The sequence below is a fragment of the Lentzea sp. NPDC058450 genome, assembly GCF_042721395.1.
GTDB lineage: Bacteria > Actinomycetota > Actinomycetes > Mycobacteriales > Pseudonocardiaceae > Lentzea.
Genome location: NZ_JBHXLO010000001.1, coordinates 453897 through 471901, shown reverse-complemented (window position 1 = coordinate 471901; position 18005 = coordinate 453897). Strand labels below are relative to the sequence as shown.

Below are 18005 nucleotides of genomic sequence, written 5' to 3'. Positions count from 1 at the left end.
TTGATAAATCCGGTGGGGTAAGAGAATGTCCGAGACTTGAGTCCCCGAATGCGGCAAGCTTGCGCAGTTTGTGTGCTCATGCGCTATTGGATAGCTCGAATCCAGTGTGGAGGGCCAGTCGACGCGATTTCGATCTTTCGCCGCCAAGTTCTGTTGATCGGGGTCGAGAACTTTCGCGGCGAACTGTTGGATCGCAGGCAGATCTGGCGTGCGCGGCTTGTCCGCTGGGGCCGTGTGGCGGTGACGCCCCAGGTTGCACGGCCAGAGGCAGATCAGGACATCGCCGCCGTCCGCTCGGACCGGTCAGCCGACCACCAGGCCCGACGCGGGCGAAGCGTCCAGCTGGAACGCCGACCCCGCGTGCTTCCGCGTGTCGCTGCGGTACCTGCCGGGCGTGCGTCCGAACACGCGGGTGAAGGCGCGGGTGAACGCGGGAACCGATCCGTAGCCAACCGCCTCGGCGATGGTCTCGAGTGAGTCGTGGCTGTCGCGCAGTTGGACGGCGGCCAGTTCCATGCGCCAGTTCGCGAGGTAGGCGGCAGGGGTGTGCCCGGTGGCGGCGGGGAAACGGCGGGCGAGGGTCGCCCGGGAGACCGAGATGGCCTTCGCGAGCGTGGCCGTCGTCCAGGGGACGGCCGGGTTCGCGTGCAGGTGTCGCAGGGCCTTGCCGATGACGGGGTCGTAGAGGGCGCCGAGCCACGTGCCGAAGCACTCGGGAGGGTTGGCCGCGAGCCACGTGCGGAGCATCTGCACCAGCATGATGTCGATCAGGCTCCTCAGCACGGCCGAGGTCGCGAGTTGGGGTTCGGCGAGTTCGCGGGCGAGCATGCGCACCGCGTCGGCCAGACCTGGGGTTCCCGTCTCCGTGCGCACGTGCACGAGACCGGGCAACAGGGCGAGGACCTGGGTGAGTGCCGCCGGGTCGGAGTCGTAGTGGATGGTCACGATTCGTGTGGTCGCGGGCTTTGCGCCGAGGGTGATCACTTCACCGGTGCCGCGTCCGCGCGCGATCACGTGCTCGCAGCGGCGGTGCGCGGTGTCCGGCGCGGGGTCGTTGGTGAGGCCGTGCGGGGTGTCGCCGGGCAGCAGGACCACGTCGCCGGTGGCCAGTTCCACCGGTTCGCGGCCGGCCACCGCGAGCCAGGCGCTGCCCGCGGTCACGGCGTGCAGGGCCGTGCCGGGGTAGTCCTCGAGCGCGACCGCCCACCGGCCGCCGGCCTCGACGCGGGTGCTCAGGACGCCTTTGACGCCGGACATCGCCAGTGCGTCCGCCAACGGATCCACAGGACGAAGCTAGCACCAGACCCGCCGCGATGACTCAGATAATCAATTTTCTGAGATTGAAAGCGATGGTTTGCCTCAGGACGCGCTACATACGGTGGGTGGCACAGACAGTCTGAGGAGAAGGAACCACCATGGACTACAGCAGTTGGGCGGGTCTCGGGGTCACCGTGGACGGCGGTGTGGCCGTCGTGTCGCTCGACCACCCGCCGCTGAACCTGATGGACGGCGTGTTGCTGCCGTCGTTGCGCGGGTTCGTGCACCAGGTGCGCGCCGACGCGGAGGTGCGCGTCATCGTGTTCCAGAGCGCCGACCCTGAGTTCTTCAGCGCCCACGGTGACATGGCCTACCTCACCGACCCGGACGCCTTGCCCGCCGCCACCCGCGCCGCCGTCGAGGCCGCGCCGGGAGCTGTGATCCCGGAGGGGATGAACGTGTTGCAGGCGCTGGGCGTGGAGGTTCGCGAGCTCCCGCAGATCACCATCGGCAAGATCGCCGGCTTTGCCCGCGGCGCGGGCAACGAGTTCCTGCTGTCCCTCGACATGCGGTTCGCCGCGATCGGCAGGTCCGGTCAAGCCCAGCCCGAAGCTTCCCTGGCGATCCTCCCCGGTGGCGGTGGCACGGTGCACCTCGCCCGGCTGCTCGGTCCGGCGCGGGCCCTGGAGCTGCTCGTCGGCGGCGGGCTCGTCGGCGCCGAGGTGGCGGAGCGCTACGGCCTGGTGAACCGGGCGCTGCCCGCCGACGAGATCGACTCGTTCGTCGACGCCCTGGCCTGCCGGATGGCACGGGTCCGTCCCGAGGTCGTCGCCGCGATCAAGGCGACGGTGCGTGCCGCGGTCCCGCCGCCCTCGGCCGAGCCCTACGTGGTCGAGAACGGCTTCCTGTACTCGCTCTTCACCGAGGACATGGTCGCGGGGGCGCACGAGCAGTTGGCCGCCGGTGTGCAGACCCGCGAGGGCGAGCGGGACCTCGAAGGGCTGCTCGACCGGCTCGCGGTGAGCACTGGCCGGTAGCCCGCGGCGGCGGGGCCGGGAGGCTGGCCGGCGTGCCGGGCCTAGTTCCGCAGGCGCACCAGCATCTTCCCGGTGTTGGCCCCGCCGAGCACGCCCAGGAACGCCTCCGCGACGGCGCCGATCCCGTCCACCACCGTCTCCTCCGCGTGCACCGCACCGCTGCGGACGTGCGGAACCAGGAAGCGTTCGAAACGCTCCCGCGCGTCGAGGTGCTCGCGGACCAGGAACCCCTCGACGCGCAGCGACTTGAACATGACGTCGGCCAGGTTGTGCGGCGCGGCCGGGGGAGCCGAGCTGTACTGGGCGATCGCGCCGGACCAGGCGACCCGGCCGTGCGGGCGCAACGCGTCGATGGCGGCGGCGAGGTGGTCGCCGCCGACGTTGTCGAGGTAGACGTCGATGCCGTCTGGCGCCGCCTTCGCCAGCTGCTCGCCGACCGGTGCCGCGCGGTGGTCGAAGGCGGCGTCGAAGCCGAGCTCCAGCAGGCGTTCGACCTTGGCGGCGGACCCGGCGCTGCCGATGATCCGCCCGGCGCCCAGCCGCCGGGCGATCTGCCCCGCCGCGGTGCCCACGCCTCCTGCGGCTGCGGACACGAAGAGGTCCTCGCCGGGCTGCAGGCGGGCGATCCTCGTCAGGCCGACGAACGCGGTCAGGCCCGTTCCGCCCAACACGCCCAGATATGCGCTCAGGGGCACCCCGTCGGCCTGGTGCACGGGACGGACGTCCGCGGCGTCGACCACCGCGTGCGTCGCCCAGCCGGCGCGGTGGAACACGGTCGCACCGGCCGGGTACGCCGGTGACCGCGAGTCGACGACCTGTCCGATCGCCCTGCCCTCCAGACCCGCCTCGCCGGTGTCCATCAGCTGCCGCATGTAGGGGTCGACGGAGAGGTAGAGGTTCTCGACGAGGACCTGGCCATCGGTGAGGGCGGGGAGTTCCGCGGTGACGACGGCGAAGTCGTCCGCGCTGGGCGCACCCTGGGGGCGGTGCACCTGGCGGACGGCGAGGAATGTGCTCATACCGGGAAAGTAGGGATTCCCGGACCGTGGGAGCAGAGCGCGAAGTCGATCGATCCGCCCTTTCCATGAGGCGTGTTCATGGATAGTGGCGTCGTGGACCTGAGCCCGTCCGAGCTGCGCCTGCTGATCGCCGTCGAGACCACCGGGAGCTTCACGGCGGCGGGCCGGGAGGTGGGGCTCTCGCAGTCCGCGGTGTCGCACGCCGTCCGGGAGTCCGAACGCCGAGTCGGTGCGGTGCTGTTCGACCGCGGCCGCCGTGGCGCCACACCGACACCGGCCGGTGAGCGGGCGCTCGTGCACGCCCGGCAGATCCTCCGCCAACTGGAGCTCCTGCGCTCCGAGGCCCGCGGTGCGGCGTCGGGTTCTATCTCGGGCGTGGTGCGCGTCGCGGCCTTCCGCACTGCCGCCGCACACCTGCTGCCGCCTGTGCTCGACCGGTTGACCACCCGCTTCCCCGAACTCCGGCCGCAGGTCCTGGTCGTACCCGAGCTGGGGCGCGGGACGGCCGGGGAGGTGGCGGACGGGCGCGCCGACCTCGCGATCGCGACCCTCGACGACAACGCGGAGCTCCCCGGTCTGCGGCACGGCGACCTGATCACCGAGCCGTACCTGCTCGTGCACCCGGCAGACCAACCGAACCCGCGCGAACTGCCGTTGCTCGACTGGCCGGAGAACTGCTCCTCCTACACCCGTCACTGGTGGGCCTCTCAGGACTGGCTGCCGCCGCGCCGGCTGGAGGTGGCCGACGACAGCGTGGTGCTGTCGATGGTCGCGCAGGGCATCGGCATCGCGATCCTGCCGCGGCTCACCGTGCTCACCCCGCCGCCCGGTGTCACCGTCCTCGACCTCGGTCCTGGCCGCCCGACGCGCCGGCTCGTCCACGTGACCACCAACGCCGCGAGGCACTCTCTCGCCGTGCGCGAGCTGATCCGGGAGCTGCGGGCCTCCGTCGCATCGGCCGCGCGGACCTGATCCCTGTTCGGAGCACGAACTCCGTGCTATACCTCGTATTCAGAGGTATCGGCCCGTTCGCGGGGGTCCACATGATGGACTGGCGGAGCGGCGGACTTTTGCCTGCTCGCCGCCCTGACCAGGCGGCGTAACACGAGCGTAACAAACTGATCGTCTCCTGCCGTCCATGCTGTGGGCCATGAGCAGCAGCCCGCGACCAGCGCGGCGGTTGCGCGCCGACCGGGCGCGTCAGGCCGCCGACGTCATCCGCCAGCAGGTGGTGCGCCGTGCGTTCCCGGATGGTGTGCTGCCGGACGAACGGTTTCTCGCCGCCGAGTTCTCGGTGTCCCGCAACAGCATTCGCGAGGCGCTGGACCTCCTGCGCGAGGAGGGGCTCGTCGAGCGGCTGCCCGGTGTGGGCACGGTGGTGGTGGCGAACAAGGTCGAGCACGGGCTGAACCAGTTGATGGGTCTCGCGGAAACCCTGCACGAGCACGGGGAAGTCACCAACGACGTGCGGGCGGCGACCGTGATCCGGGCGCCTTCCTCGGTGGCGCAACGACTCCGGCTGCCACCCGACGCCTCGGTGGTGTACGTGGAGCGGTTGCGGCGGCTCAACGGCCTGCCGTTGTCGCTGGATCTGACGTACCTCGCGCTGGACGTGGGGGAGCGGGTGCTCGGCGAGGACCTCGTCAACCGCGACCTCTTCTCGCTGATCGAGCAGACCTGCGGGCAGCGGCTCGGCACCGCGGCGGTGACGCTGGAGGCGGTGAACGCCGACCTGCACTCCGCGACGGTGCTGGAGGTGCCGCGCGGGTCGGCGCTGATGGTCGTGGAACGGCTCAGCCACTTCGCCGACGGCCGGCCGGTCGACCTTGAGTTCATCCGCATGCGCGGCGACCGCCTGACCATGCGCGCGGAGATCCGCCGCTAGCAAACCTCATATTTCCCACCACATTTCCTGGAGTTGAGTCATGGCTCTGGTCAACAACCGTGCCGACGTACCGGTCACGATCAACGAATCCAAGTGCATCGACGGCTGCCGGCTGTGCGTTGACATGTGCCCGCTCGACTCGCTGTCGATCAACCCCGAGACCGGCAAGGCGCACATGCACGTCGACGAGTGCTGGTACTGCGGCCCGTGCGCCGCCCGCTGCCCCACGGGCGCGGTGACCATCAACATGCCCTACCTGCTGCGGTGAAAGGAAAAACGGTGAAGCGCGCGATTCTCGCGTCCGTCCTCCTGCTCGCCGCCTGCGGCACGGGTGAGGCGGCGTCCGGTGACGAGGTGCCGGTCGTCATCGGGTACCAGTCGAAGACGATCAACACGGTCACCGCGGGCACTTTGTTGCGGGACAAGGGGTTCTTCGAGCAACGGCTCGCCGGGCTCGGCAAGAAGACCGGCAAGACCTACAAAGTGGCGTGGCAGGACTACGACACGGGCGCGCCGATCACCGCCCAGATGATCGCCGGGAAGATCGACATCGGGTCGATGGGCGACTACCCGCTGCTGATCAACGGCTCGCGCACGCAGAAGCAGGGCGACCAGGGCACCCGGATGGTCGCCGTCACCGGGTACAACGCCCGCGGTGCGCTGAACATGGTCGTGGTGCCACCCGGTTCGCAGGCCCGGACCCTCACGGATCTCAAGGGGCAGAAGGTGTCGGCGAGCGTGGGCTCGGCCGGACACGGCACGCTGGTGCGGGCACTCGGGGACACCGAGGTGACGGTGGAGAACCAGCAGCCGTCGGTCGGCGCCTCGGCGCTGCAGTCGGGCAACGTCGCCGCGCTCGCGCAGTTCGTGGCGTGGCCAGGGCAGCTCGTGTTCGCCAAGCAGGCCGAGCTGCTCTACGACGGCGCGGCGCTGAACCTGCCGACCCTGCACGGCACGGTCGTGCGCAACCCGTTCGCCCAACAGCAGCCCGAGGTGCTGCGAGAGTTCCTGCGCGCGCAGCTCGACGCGACGAAGTTCCTGCACGAGCAACCGTTGCAGGCGGCGGAGATCGTCGCGAAGGCCACCGGCCTGCCGGTCGAGGTCGTGTACCTCTACAACGGACCGAACGGCATCGCGACCTTCGACCTGTCGCTGAAAACCGTGCTGCGCCAGGCTTTGAAGCAGGACGTGCCCTTCCTCAAGTCGATCGGCAACATCGACGAGCTCGACGTGGACCGGTTCATCGACGACAAGCCGCTGCGCGACGTCCTGGAGCCGACCGAGGAACTCACGAACCCGGCCTCACTGGGCGGTGACCCCAGGACGGCGAGCGAGGTGTGGTTCGACGGTGCGGCACCGCAGCCCGTCGCGTCGCCGACCGAGTTGCTGAAGTCGTTGCGCGACAGCGGGAAGAAGCTGCGGGTAGCGTACGTGCCGGACGCGGAGACGGGGACGCGGTGGTTCGCCGAGCACGCCCACTGGGTGCGGTCCGGTGCCGAGCTGCTGCCGTTCACGACACGGGCCGCGGCAACGAAGCGCGGCGAGGTCCTCACGTTCCAGCAGGCGCTCGAATCGGTGCAGCGGTGATGCGCTGGTTGGTGCGAATCGGGTCGCTGGCGGCGGTCCTGGCGCTGTGGCAGCTGCTGACCGCGTCGGATACACGGGCCTGGTTGCGCTTCGACCAGCTGCCGACGGTCGTCGAAGTCGTGGAGCGGTTCGCGGTGCAGGTCGGCGCGGCCGAGTTCTACCACGACCTGGGCGCGAGCCTCGGCCGGATCATGGCGGGCTTCCTGCTCGCCGCCGCGCTGGGGGTCGCGCTCGGGGTGGTGATTGCCCGGTCGCGGTGGCTGGGCGACCTGCTGCGGCCCCCGCTCGAAGTGGTGCGGCCGATCCCGGCGATCGCACTGGTGCCGATCGCGATCCTGCTGTTCCCGACCGACGAGCAGGGCATCGTGTTCATCACGTTCGTCGCGGCGTTCTTCCCGATCCTGGTGTCCACCCGGCACGCCGTGCGGGCGCTGCCGACGATCTGGGAGGACGCGGTCCGCACGATGGGGGCGAGCACCCCGCAGGTGCTGGTCCGCGTGGTGTTGCCGGGCACGCTGCCCGGTGTGTTCGGCGGCCTGTCGGTGGGCATGGGCGTGGCGTGGATCTGCGTGATCTCGGCCGAGATGATCTCCGGCCAGTTCGGTGTCGGGTACCGCACCTGGCAGGCCTACACCGTCGTCGACTACCCCGGCGTGATCGTCGGCATGATCACGATCGGCGGGCTCGGCTACCTCACGTCCGCCGCGGTCGAACTGCTCGGTCGCCGGGTCACCCGGTGGTTGCCCAGGGAGGCGCTGCGATGAGCGTGCACGTCCGTTCGCTGACCGTCGGCTATGGCCGCGCCACGGTGCTGTCCGACTTCTCGCTCGACGTCGGCCCCGGCGAGTTCGTCGTGGTGGCAGGACCTTCCGGGTGCGGCAAGTCCACTTTGCTGCGTGCCGTCGCCGGGCTCGTGCCGTTCGCCGGGTCGATCACCGTGGCCGGTCAGGCGGTGCGCGGGCCGTCCCGCGACCGGGCGCTCGTCTTCCAGGACGACGGATTGCTGCCCTGGCGCACCGCGACGCGCAACGTCGAGCTGCCCCTTGCGTTGCAGGGCGTCCCGCGTGCGCAACGGCGGGCACGGGCGCTGGAGTGGCTCGACCGCGTCGGTCTCGCGGGGTTCGGTGACCACCTGCCGCGCGAGCTGTCCGGTGGCATGCGCCAACGCGTCCAACTCGCCAGGACGCTCGCGCAGCAGCCGTCCGTCGTGCTGATGGACGAGCCGTTCGGCGCTCTGGACGCGCAGACCCGCGCGTCCATGCAGGACCTGGTGACCGAGGTGCTCTCGGGCACCACCACTCTGTTCGTCACGCACGACGTCGACGAGGCCGTGCTGCTGGGTGACCGCGTGGTCGTCCTCGGCACCGGTGAGGTCGAACGCCGGCGGGACGCGATCCTCGCGGCGGTGAAGGCATGACCATCGAACTGTCCTGCGACGTGCTCGTGATCGGCGGTGGCACCGCAGGTTCGATGGCCGCCATCACCGCCGCCGAGGCGGGCCGCGACGTCCTGTTGCTGGAGAAGGCGCACGTCCGGCACTCCGGTGCGCTCGCGATGGGCATGGACGGCGTCAACAACGCCGTCATCCCCGGCAAGGCGAAGCCGGAGGACTACGTCGCGGAGATCACCCGAGCCAACGACGGCATCGTGAACCAGCGGACGGTCATGCAGACCGCGACCCGTGGCTTCGACATGGTGCAGCGGCTCGAACGCTACGGCGTGAAGTTCGAGAAGGACTCCTTCGGCGACTACCACGTCCGCCAGGTGCACCGGTCGGGCAGCTACGTCCTGCCGATGCCGGAGGGCAAGGACGTCAAGAAGGTCCTGTACCGCGTGATGCGCGAACGACGGCTGCGGGAACGCCTGCGCATCGAGAACCGCGTGATGCCCGTCCGCGTGCTGGTGCAGGACGGCCGAGCCGTCGGCGCGGCGGGCTTCCACACCCGCACCGGCGAGTTCGTCACGGTGTCGGCGGGCGCGGTGATCCTCGCGACCGGCGCGTCCGGACGTCTCGGCCTGCCCGCGTCGGGCTACCTCTACGGCACCTACGAGAACCCGACGAACGCCGGCGACGGCTACTCGATGGCCTACCACGCGGGCGCTGAGCTGTCGGGCATCGAGTGCTTCCAGATCAACCCGCTGATCAAGGACTACAACGGGCCGGCGTGCGCGTACGTCGGCAACCCGTTCGGTGCCTACCAGGTGAACTCGCTGGGGGAGCGGTTCGTCGACTGCGACTACTGGTCCGGCCAGATGATGGCCGAGGTCGCCGCCGAGATCGCCTCCGAACGCGGCCCGATCTACCTCAAGACCACGCACCTGCCCGAGGAGTCCATCACGGCCCTGGAAGGCATCCTGCACTCCACCGAACGGCCGTCGCGTGGAACGTTCCACAGTGGACGCGGGCACGACTACCGCACGCACGACATCGAGATGCACATCTCGGAGATCGGCCTGTGCGGCGGGCACTCCGCGTCCGGCGTGTGGGTGGACGAGAACGGCCGCACCACCGTGCCGGGCCTGTACGCCGCGGGCGACCTGGCCTGCGTGCCGCACAACTACATGATCGGCGCCTTCGTGTTCGGCGACCTGGCCGGTGCGCACGCTTCCGTCCACTTCGAACGCCCGCAGTCACTTCCGGCCGACCAGGTGGCCGAGACGCACGAACTGATCTTCCGGCACTCCCGGCGGCCGGACGGCCCGCCGCAGCCCCAGGTCGAGTACAAGCTGCGCCGCTTCGTGAACGACTACGTGGCCCCGCCCAAGAGCGAGACGAAGCTGACGCTGGCCCTGCAGGCGTTCGCCAGGATGGAGGCCGAGATCGCGGCGATGGGTGCCCGCTCACCGCACGAACTCATGCGCTGCGTCGAGGTCTCGTTCATCCGCGACTGCGCGGAGATGGCCGCCGCGTCGTCACTGATGCGCAACGAGTCGCGGTGGGGGCTCTACCACTTGCGCGTCGACCTGCCCGAACGCGACGACGCCCGCTGGTTTCACCACCTCAACCTGCGCAAGAACGCCGATGGCGCCATGGAGTTCATCAAGCGCCCGGTCTCGCCCTACCTCGTCCCGGTCGACGGTGTGCCGCACCGGGCCGGTGTGGAGGAGTACCTCGGCGTGCGGTCGGTGAGCGTTGCGTCCGAGGTCGAGGAGGTGGCGGGGGAGGACACCGTGGTCGAGTCGGTGCGGGTGTTGGAGGTGCTGGCGCTGACCGACGCTCAGCCGGCACTCGCCGACCTGGAGCCGTACCTCGCGGATCCGGATCCGGTGGTGCGCAGGGCCGCGGTGTCGGCGCTGACCGAGGCGGTGCCGCAGGGCTTCGAGTTCGCGCTCGTCACCGCCATGTCGGACAGCGAGACTCGGGCCGTCGCGGCGGCGGGCCTGCGCGAACTGGTCGAGGTCGTGCCGGCCTCGGAGGCGTTGCGCGAGGCTCTGGAGGTCTCGCCCGCGCGGGCGATCGCGCTGGAAGTGCTGTGGGCGTTGAAGCTGGGGACCGCCGGGGTCTACGCGGCCGGTCTCACCGACGAGGACCTGGAGGTCAGGCAGGCGGCCGTGCGAGGTCTGGTCGCGCTGGGAGAGGACGGCTCGCTGGCCACCGCGGCGAACGACCCGTCCCGGGAACTGCGGGTGCAGGTCGCCAAGGGGATCACGGACGTGGCCGTCCTCGTCGGCCTGACCGCCGACGAGGACCCGTTGGTGCGCGCCGCCGCACTCGAAGCCGCCGAACGGGTCGGGCGCCCGGCGTCGTTGCACGTCCGTGCCGGTGAACTGCGCGACGATCCCGCGTGGGAGGTCCGGGTCGGTGCCGCGAAAGCGCTCACCGATCCCGTACTCGTGATCGGACTGGCGGGCGATCCCAACCTCGACGTCCGGAAGGCGGCGGTGCGCGCCCTGGCACGGTGGGTGCAGGACCCGTCGGTGGCCCTCGCGCTCAAGAGCGCCACCGACGACACCGACGCCGATGTCCGCGCCTACGCCAGGCGCGCGCTGGCGTGATCAGCGGCAGTGAACGGCGGCAGTGAACGGCGGACCGCGGTCGCTACCGGAGCAGGCGGCGCAGCACCTGTTCGACGCCCGCGCGCTCGGGACCGCCCGGCGTGACCAGGGCCTGGTACAGCAACCCGTTGAACATCGCGGTGAGCGCCCGTGCCGTCACGGTGTCCACTTGGGACTCGAACACCTCGGTGAGCATCTCGTCCCACGCCGTGCTGGCGGCACGGAGCGCCGGTCGCCGCAGGGCGCTGCCGTACAGCTCGTAGGCGAGCACGCTGGTCTGCCGGTGCTCGCCCGCCAGCAGGACGATGAAGCCCGCGAGCTCGGTGCTCAGGTCGGCGTTGTCGGGAAGTGAGGCCGCCCAGTCACGCAGGCGTGCGACGTTGCGTTCGGCGACAGTGTGCACGGCGGCGGCGAGCAGTTCGTCCAGGCTCCGGAAGTGGTAGGTCGTGGACCCCAGGGGCACGTCGGCGCGTGCGGCGGCGGTGCGGTGGGTCAGGGCCGCGATGCCGGACTCGGAGATCACCTCGACCGCGGCCTCGATGATCCGCTCGCGGCGGTGCGGGTCGTGCCGCCGTGCCATTCTCGGTGTCCCCTAGTGGTTCGGTGGGCTCTCGCGCAAGAGTCGTTCTCGCGGGAGACCACGATACGGAATGGTCCTGACCGGCGATGTGTACGTCAGTACATTCACCGGCGTGTCCAAGATCCTGGCGTCACGGTGGCTTCTGGTGCGGCTTGGCGCCGTCGCGGCGCTCTTCGGAGTGTGGCAGCTGATCGCGCTGGCCCAGATCTGGCCCGCCGCCGTGCTGCCGAGCCCCGGCCAGGTGTGGCAGCAGCTTCTGTCCACATCGGACTTCACGAACGGCCAGGGCGGCTACGCCGGTTCGACGCTGGCCGAACGGCTCGGCGTGAGCCTGCGGCGGGTCGGCTACGGCTGCTTCTACGGCGTGCTGCTGGGCCTCGTGCTCGGCCTGGCGATGGGGCTGATCCCCGTCGTGCGGGCGGTGACCGAGCCCGCCGTCGCGTTCCTGCGCGCTCTCCCTCCGCTCGCGTACCTGAGTCTGCTGGTGATCTGGTTCGGCATCGACGAGGAACCCAAGGTCTACCTGCTGATGATCGCCGCGTTCCCGCCGGTGGCCGTGGCCGCCGCGGCCGCCGTGAGCGGGGTCAACCGGCAGTACGTCGAGGCGGCGCAGGCCTTGGGAGCCAACGCGTTCGACGTCATCCGCGCGGTCATTCTGCCCGCCTCCGGACCGGAGATCCTCACCGGCGTGCGGCTCGCCGTCGGCATCGCCTACAGCTCCGTCGTCGCGGCCGAGACCGTGAACGGCGCGGACGGCATCGGCGGCATGGTCCTCAACGCCCAGCGCTTCAACCAGACCGCGGTCGTCATCCTCGGTCTCTTCGTCATCGGCATCACCGGCCTGGTCATCGACTCGCTGATCGTGGCCGCCCAACGCGCGTTGTCCCCGTGGCGCGGACGCGCCTGAGACCGAGGAGAGTCGTTCATGCCGATCTCACGCAGGAGCATGCTCGCCCTGCTCGCGTCCGCACCGGTGCTGGCATCGTGCGGGGTGGGTGGCTCGTCGCCGGGCGGCGGCAAGAAGGTGCGGATCGCCTTTCAGAACTTCGCCGACAGCACGTTGCTGGTCAAGGACCAGAAGACACTGGAGAAGGCCTTACCGGACCACGAGATCACGTGGACCGCGTTCGACTCCGGTGCGAGCATCAACACCGCGTTCCTGGGCGGTGCGATCGACCTCGCGGTGATCGGCAGCAGCCCGGCCGCCGCGGGTCTGTGCCCGCCGCTGAACATCCCCTACCAGGTGATCGAGCTGCTGAACGTCATCGGCGACAGCGAGGCGCTCGTGGTGCGCAAGGCCACCGGGATCACGAAGATCTCGGAACTGGCGGACCGCAAGATCGCCGCGCCGTTCAGCTCCACCGCCCACTTCAGCCTGCTCGCGGCGCTGGAACTGGCCGGTGTCGACGCCGGGTCGGTCACGCTCGTCGACCTCGAACCGCAGAACATCCAGGCCGCCTGGCAGCGCGGGGACATCGACGGCGCCTACGTCTGGACACCGGTGCTGAGCGTGCTGCAGCAGGACGGCGTGACGCTCACCGACAGCGCGAAACTCGCGGCCGCCGGCAAGCCCACGCTCACGTTCACCGTCGCGCGCAGGGAGTTCCTCGACACCAGCGCCGACGTGGCCGACAAGTGGCTGGCGGCGACGAACGACGCGCTCAAGCTGATCAAGACCGACCCCGCACAGGTCGCGGCCGCGGTCAGCCGCCAGATCGGCATCGGCGAGGCCGACGCCCTGGCCCAGCTCAAGCAGAACATCTACCTCGACCACGCCGAGCAGCGCGGTCCCGACTACTTCGGCTCCCCGGGAGCGCCAGGCCAGCTCGCGAACCGGCTGCTCGACACGGCCGAGTTCCTGCGCGCGCAGAAGAAGGTGGAACAGGTGCCGGACCTCGCGACGTTCCAGGCCGCGCTGCGGACACCGGGAGGCGGCCGTGGCTGACGTCGCGGAACTGCGCGGGGTCGAGCACTCCTACCGCACCAAGGCGGGCGACGTGCCGGCGCTCGGCCCGCTGGACCTCGCGGTGGCGCCAGGGGAGTTCCTGGTGATCGTGGGCCCTTCCGGCTCGGGCAAGAGCACGCTGCTGCGGCTGCTGGCCGGGTTCGAGCGTCCGTCCACAGGGGACGTGACGCTGCTCGGCCACCCGCCGGTGCCCGGACGCGAGGTCGGCGTGGTGTTCCAGCAACCGCGCCTGTTCCCGTGGAGCACCGTCGGCGGCAACATCGCCACGGCGCTGAGGTGGGCGAAGGTGCCGAAGGCGGAACGGGCTGCGCGGGCGGCGGAACTGCTGTCGCTGGTCGGTCTCGGTGGTCTCGGCCCGCGCCGCACCTGGGAGATCTCGGGCGGCCAGCAGCAGCGTGTCGCGATCGCCCGCGCGCTCGCCGCCCGGCCGCGGTTGTTGCTGATGGACGAGCCGTTCGCCGCGCTCGACGCCCTGACCAGGGAACGGCTGCAGGAGGACGTGCGCTCGCTCGCGGGCGACGGCAGGTCGGTCGTGTTCGTGACGCACAGCGTCGACGAGGCCGTGTTCCTCGGCAGCCGCGTCATCGTTCTCACCGACCGGCCCGGCCGCATCGCGCTCAGCCTGCCCGTCGACCTGCCCCGCGACGGGGTGCCGGCCGACGACCTGCGCGGGTCACCGCGCTACGCCGCCCTGCGCGGCGAGGTGGGCGCCGCGGTGCGGGCCACCCTGTCCTCCCGGCCCGACCAACTCGTGGAGAAGGCATGACGCTCTCGTTCGAACCGCTGACGATCGCGATCGGCGCCCAGGTGTCCGGAGTGGACCTCGCGGAGGACCTGCCCCCGGAGACGGTGGCCGCGATCCGCCAGGCGTTGCTCGACCGCAAGGTGCTCGTGTTCCGCGGCCAGCGGCTCGACCCGTCGGCACACCGGGCGTTCGCGGCCTCGCTCGGCGAACTGACGCCGGCCCACCCGGTGGTGCCGGGCCTCGACGAGGACCACCCCGAGATCTACGTGATCGACGCCGGCGACGGCGGCAAGGCCCCCGAGTGGCACACCGACGTGACGTTCACCCGCACCCCGCCGCTGGGTTCCGTCCTGCGCGCGGTCGACCTGCCGCCCGCGGGAGGCGACACCTGCTGGACCGACCTCGAGGCGGCCTACCTCTGGCTGTCGCCACCGCTGCGCGAGCTGGCGGACAAGCTGGAGGCGGTCCACGACGGCCGCAAGGACTTCGAGGAACTGCTGAAGGTCCGGCAGTCCGGCGAGGGCAACCTGTGGGAGGGCGAACGGGTCCGGTCGCTCGACCCCGTCACGCACCCGGTCGTGCGCGTGCACCCGGAGACCGGCCGCCGCAGCCTCTTCGTCAACCCCGGTTTCACCACCCACGTGAAGGACGTGTCGGAGACCGAGAGCCGCGCGCTGCTCGACCTCTTCTTCACGGCCATCGGTCGCCAGGAGTACAGCGTGCGGCACCGCTGGGCGCCCGGCGACGTGGTGGTGTGGGACAACCGCAGCACCGCCCACCTGGCAGTCGACGACTACGGCGATCAGCACCGGGTGATGCACCGGATCACCCTTCGCGGTGATCAGCCCGTCGGCCCGGAGGTCAGAACCCCTTCCCTGGGTTGAGGATTCCGCGTGGGTCCAAAGCGGACTTGAGGGTGGCGTGGACGTCGAGCACGTCCGCACCGGCCTCCCGCGCCAGCCAGTCGCGCTTGAGCAGGCCGACGCCGTGCTCCCCGGTGACCGTGCCGCCGAGTTCCAGCGCGAGGGCGAAGATGTCGTCCCCTGCTTCCCGCACGGCGTCGGGCAGCCGGTCGGCCGCTTTGTCGTAGCCGATGATGGGGTGGAGGTTGCCGTCGCCGGCGTGGGCGAACGAGTAGATCTCCACCCCTCGCTCACGTGCGATGCGGCCGACGCCCTCGAAGGCGTCGGCGAGGCGGGAGCGGGGGACGCAGATGTCCTCGATCAGCGCGCGGCCGAACCGTTCGATCGACGGCAGTGCCATGCGGCGGGCGAACAGCAGCCGGTCGGGGTCGCCCTCCGCGGAGAGCCAGGTGGCCTCCTTGCCCAGGACCTCGGCGATCGCGGCGATCTCCGAGTCGGCGGCCGCGCCGTCGGCCTGGGCGATGACCAACGCGGTGCCGCGCGCGGAGTAGTCGGTGCCCTGGGCGCGGTCGACGACGTCCAGGGTGGCGCCGTCGAGGAGTTCCAGCAGGCTCGGTTCACGGCGGGCCCGGGCCAGTTCGCTGCACGCGGTCGCCGCCGCCGCGACGCTGTCGTACGCGGCCACGGCGGTGAAGGTCTGCGCGGGCAGCGCACGCAGGCGAAGCGTCGCGCCCACGACGACGCCGAGCGTGCCCTCCGAACCGACGAACAGCGCGGTGAGGTCGAGGCCTGCCACGCCCTTGACGGTCCGGCGGCCCGTGCTGATCAGCCTGCCGTCCGCCAGCACGACGTCCAGACCCAGCACGGCCTCGCGGGTGACGCCGTACTTCACGCACCGCATGCCGCCCGCGTTCGTGGCGATGTTGCCGCCGATCGTGGAGATCGCCGCGCTGGCCGGGTCCGGGGCGTAGCGCAGGCCGAACTCACCGGCGGCGCGGTCCAGCTCCGCGGTGATCACACCCGGTTCGACGACGGCGATCTCGTCGACCGGGTCCATCGAGAGGATCCGGTCGAGCCCGCTGACGTCCAGCACGACGCTCCCGGTCCCGGCCACGGCGCCCCCGGCCAGCCCGGTGCCCGCTCCACGCGGAACGACCGGAACGCCGTGGTCGTGCGCCAGCCGCAACGTCCGGCGCACTTCGTCCACAGTGGACGCGCGTACGACGGCTGCGGGAAGTCCGTCGGGAGTGGTGCCCGAACGGTCGGTGGCCGCCGCGGCGAGGTCGTCGGGCGCCGTCGAGACACCGGTGACGGACGCCGTCAGTTCGTCGAGAAACCCCATCACACCACGATGTCCGGCAGGTCCCCGCCGAGCTTCAGGCTCTCCAGGAACAGCACGACGGTCGCCGCGACGGACCGGTGCGAGACGTCGTTCAGCACGTCGTGGTGCCCGCCCACCACGGTCCGCAGCCGTGCCGCCGGGAACGGCGCGAACGCGGCGGCCGGGCGAGTGACGATGTCGTGGTTGCCGTGCAGCACCAGGGTGGGCACCGGCGGCTGCTCGACGATCAGGTCCGCGGGCACGGGCTCGGCGAGCGCGCCGCGGGTGAAGTCCTCGTCCTCGAACAGCACCCGCTGGTGGGTCGGGCAGGCCGACCGCGCTTCCAGCTCGTCCTGCCACTCGGCCACCGGCGCGCTGTCCGGCAGCGCGAGCCCGGCCAGCACGACGCCGTCCGCGAGCGACCCCAGCCGCGCGGCGACCGCCGCACCGGTGTCGGAGCCCGCGAGCACGCGGGGAGCGGGCAGATCCGCGTCACCGAGCAGGGCCTCGACCCGCTTTCGGGTGGTCTCGAGGTCGCCGAGGTCGGTCTCCACGACGCGCACCCGGTAGGCGTCGGAGGCGATCCGGCGGCCGAAGCGCTGGTAGGTGCGCGCGGTCTCGCCGCGGCCGGTGAGCAGGATGACGGTGCCGCGCGCCGCGAGACCGGAGGGCTCGTCCCAAGCGCCGATGCTGGTGGTGGTCACGCGATCACCTTGGCGGGGCGCCGGGTCGCCGGTCCAAGAGTGTTTCTGGATGACTACCCATGCGGACTCGTGATGAATTTGCAAGACCCGGGCCGGTAACTTCTCACATGCCGGTCGGGGATCTCGGTTCGCGCCCGAGTCGGCTCTAATCGAGCCATGACGAATTCGCTCGACCTCGAACACCTGCGGACGCTGATCGCGATCGCCGAGTGCGGTGGGTTCAGCAAGGCCGCCGCGGTCCGGCACATCAGCCAGCCCGCGCTGAGCCAGCACGTCAGGCAGCTCGAACGCGGCCTCAAGCGCAAGCTGTTCGAGCGCGACGGCCGCACCATGCGCTTCACCCACGAGGGAGAACGCGTGCTGGCCGAGGCCCGCGCGATCATCGAGGTGCACGACGCCTCGCTGCGCAGGCTGGAGGCCGAACGCGACAGGACGATCGTGGTCGGGTCGACCGAGCACAGCGCGGAGCAGATCCTGCCGGAGATGATCCGCGCGCTGCAGGCCGCGTTCCCCGGCTGCGCCACGAGGTTCGAGATCGGCAGGTCCACGCAGCTCACCGACGCGGTGAACAAGGGCACGGTCGACTTCGCGTTCGTGCTCGACCCGAGCGGCCAGGGCGCCGGTCACCTCGTCGGCACGCTGCCGCTGGTCTGGTACGCGCCACGGGGCTGGACCCCGGAACCGTCGTGCCGGCTCGTCGCCTTCGAAGAGCCCTGCGGCCTGCGCGAACGAGCGTTGTCGGTGCTCGCCGCCGAGGGCCACCGGGTCGAGGTCGTCGGCCAGTCCACGACGCTGGAGGGCGTGCTCGCCGGGGTGCGGGCGGGCCTGGGGGTCGCGCTGCTGCCGAGCGCCGGCGGCCGCCCGTCCGGACTGACCGTCCACACCGAACTCCCCGACGCCGGGACCACCCACCTGCGCATGGTCGCCCGGCGCGGCCTGTCCTCCGACGTCGAGCGGACCGCGTTGACGGCGGGCACGGACTTCTTCGCCCAGCGCCCGCACCTGCAACTGGTGCCGAAGGGAGCGTGAGTCGATAAGACACGGC

General features: G+C 70.9%; 18 protein-coding genes. 13 read left to right on the top strand and 5 right to left on the bottom strand.

The window, feature by feature from the left end; translation table 11 throughout:
- Positions 1–303: 303 nt before the first annotated feature.
- Complete coding sequence (locus ACFWNN_RS02375; RefSeq protein ID WP_382438018.1) at positions 304–1284, bottom strand: cupin domain-containing protein; 981 nt, start codon at positions 1282–1284, stop codon at positions 304–306.
- Between the two features lie 131 nt (positions 1285–1415).
- On the opposite strand from ACFWNN_RS02375, the gene ACFWNN_RS02370 reads away from it, so the two are divergent.
- Positions 1416–2294, top strand: a complete 879-nt coding sequence (locus tag ACFWNN_RS02370; protein ID WP_382438017.1) for an enoyl-CoA hydratase/isomerase family protein — start codon at positions 1416–1418, stop codon at positions 2292–2294.
- A gap of 41 nt (positions 2295–2335) precedes the next feature.
- On the opposite strand, the gene ACFWNN_RS02365 is transcribed toward ACFWNN_RS02370, so the two are convergent.
- On the bottom strand, positions 2336–3313 hold the full coding sequence (locus ACFWNN_RS02365) for an NADP-dependent oxidoreductase (RefSeq protein WP_382438016.1): 978 nt from the start codon (positions 3311–3313) through the stop codon (positions 2336–2338).
- 78 nt (positions 3314–3391) lie between these two features.
- Between ACFWNN_RS02365 and ACFWNN_RS02360 the strand changes: the two genes are divergently transcribed.
- The 7 genes from ACFWNN_RS02360 to ACFWNN_RS02330 all read left to right on the top strand — a co-directional run bounded on the left by ACFWNN_RS02360 (position 3392) and on the right by ACFWNN_RS02330 (position 10781).
- Complete coding sequence (locus ACFWNN_RS02360; protein WP_382438015.1) at positions 3392–4285, top strand: LysR family transcriptional regulator; 894 nt, start codon at positions 3392–3394, stop codon at positions 4283–4285.
- A gap of 178 nt (positions 4286–4463) precedes the next feature.
- Positions 4464–5198 (top strand): GntR family transcriptional regulator, encoded by a 735-nt coding sequence (locus ACFWNN_RS02355; protein WP_382438014.1) that lies wholly within the window; start codon positions 4464–4466, stop codon positions 5196–5198.
- A 40-nt stretch (positions 5199–5238) separates the two neighbouring features.
- Positions 5239–5466 (top strand): ferredoxin family protein, encoded by a 228-nt coding sequence (locus ACFWNN_RS02350; RefSeq protein WP_191299662.1) that lies wholly within the window; start codon positions 5239–5241, stop codon positions 5464–5466.
- A gap of 11 nt (positions 5467–5477) precedes the next feature.
- A complete protein-coding gene (locus tag ACFWNN_RS02345; RefSeq protein WP_382438013.1) occupies positions 5478–6785 on the top strand; it encodes an ABC transporter substrate-binding protein in 1308 nt (435 codons plus the stop codon).
- Positions 6785–7549, top strand: coding sequence for an ABC transporter permease (locus ACFWNN_RS02340; RefSeq protein WP_382438012.1), 765 nt, complete (start codon positions 6785–6787; stop codon positions 7547–7549). The genes ACFWNN_RS02345 and ACFWNN_RS02340 overlap by 1 nt, the downstream gene beginning before the upstream one ends.
- Positions 7546–8202 carry an ABC transporter ATP-binding protein gene (locus ACFWNN_RS02335; RefSeq protein WP_382438011.1) on the top strand — a complete coding sequence of 219 codons (657 nt, stop codon included), beginning with the start codon at positions 7546–7548 and terminating at the stop codon, positions 8200–8202. Before ACFWNN_RS02340 ends, ACFWNN_RS02335 begins: the two co-directional genes overlap by 4 nt.
- On the top strand, positions 8199–10781 hold the full coding sequence (locus tag ACFWNN_RS02330) for a fumarate reductase/succinate dehydrogenase flavoprotein subunit (protein ID WP_382438010.1): 2583 nt from the start codon (positions 8199–8201) through the stop codon (positions 10779–10781). The genes ACFWNN_RS02335 and ACFWNN_RS02330 overlap by 4 nt, the downstream gene beginning before the upstream one ends.
- A gap of 43 nt (positions 10782–10824) precedes the next feature.
- Here ACFWNN_RS02330 and ACFWNN_RS02325 read toward each other — a convergent pair whose 3' ends face one another.
- Positions 10825–11361 (bottom strand): TetR/AcrR family transcriptional regulator, encoded by a 537-nt coding sequence (locus ACFWNN_RS02325; protein WP_382438009.1) that lies wholly within the window; start codon positions 11359–11361, stop codon positions 10825–10827.
- A 112-nt stretch (positions 11362–11473) separates the two neighbouring features.
- Between ACFWNN_RS02325 and ACFWNN_RS02320 the strand changes: the two genes are divergently transcribed.
- From ACFWNN_RS02320 to ACFWNN_RS02305, 4 genes are read left to right on the top strand one after another with little or no spacing between them, the layout of a single operon-like run.
- The gene (locus ACFWNN_RS02320) at positions 11474–12268 is read left to right on the top strand and encodes an ABC transporter permease (protein WP_382438008.1); all 795 of its coding nucleotides are present in this window, start codon (positions 11474–11476) and stop codon (positions 12266–12268) included.
- Between the two features lie 18 nt (positions 12269–12286).
- Positions 12287–13306, top strand: a complete 1020-nt coding sequence (locus ACFWNN_RS02315; protein ID WP_382438007.1) for a glycine betaine ABC transporter substrate-binding protein — start codon at positions 12287–12289, stop codon at positions 13304–13306.
- Entirely contained in the window at positions 13299–14093 is a 795-nt protein-coding gene (locus ACFWNN_RS02310; RefSeq protein ID WP_382438006.1) for an ABC transporter ATP-binding protein, read from the top strand. The genes ACFWNN_RS02315 and ACFWNN_RS02310 overlap by 8 nt, the downstream gene beginning before the upstream one ends.
- Entirely contained in the window at positions 14090–14956 is an 867-nt protein-coding gene (locus ACFWNN_RS02305; RefSeq protein ID WP_382438005.1) for a TauD/TfdA dioxygenase family protein, read from the top strand. The genes ACFWNN_RS02310 and ACFWNN_RS02305 overlap by 4 nt, the downstream gene beginning before the upstream one ends.
- On the opposite strand, the gene ACFWNN_RS02300 is transcribed toward ACFWNN_RS02305, so the two are convergent.
- Positions 14934–16277: an FAD-binding oxidoreductase gene (locus tag ACFWNN_RS02300; protein ID WP_382438004.1), complete on the bottom strand. Its 1344-nt coding sequence runs from the start codon at positions 16275–16277 to the stop codon at positions 14934–14936. The two genes, ACFWNN_RS02305 and ACFWNN_RS02300, sit on opposite strands and share 23 nt — an antisense overlap.
- The gene (locus tag ACFWNN_RS02295) at positions 16277–16960 is read right to left on the bottom strand and encodes an alpha/beta hydrolase (protein WP_382438003.1); all 684 of its coding nucleotides are present in this window, start codon (positions 16958–16960) and stop codon (positions 16277–16279) included. The genes ACFWNN_RS02300 and ACFWNN_RS02295 overlap by 1 nt, the downstream gene beginning before the upstream one ends.
- Before the next feature lie 156 nt (positions 16961–17116).
- On the opposite strand from ACFWNN_RS02295, the gene ACFWNN_RS02290 reads away from it, so the two are divergent.
- Complete coding sequence (locus ACFWNN_RS02290; protein ID WP_382438002.1) at positions 17117–17989, top strand: LysR family transcriptional regulator; 873 nt, start codon at positions 17117–17119, stop codon at positions 17987–17989.
- Positions 17990–18005: the final 16 nt, after the last annotated feature.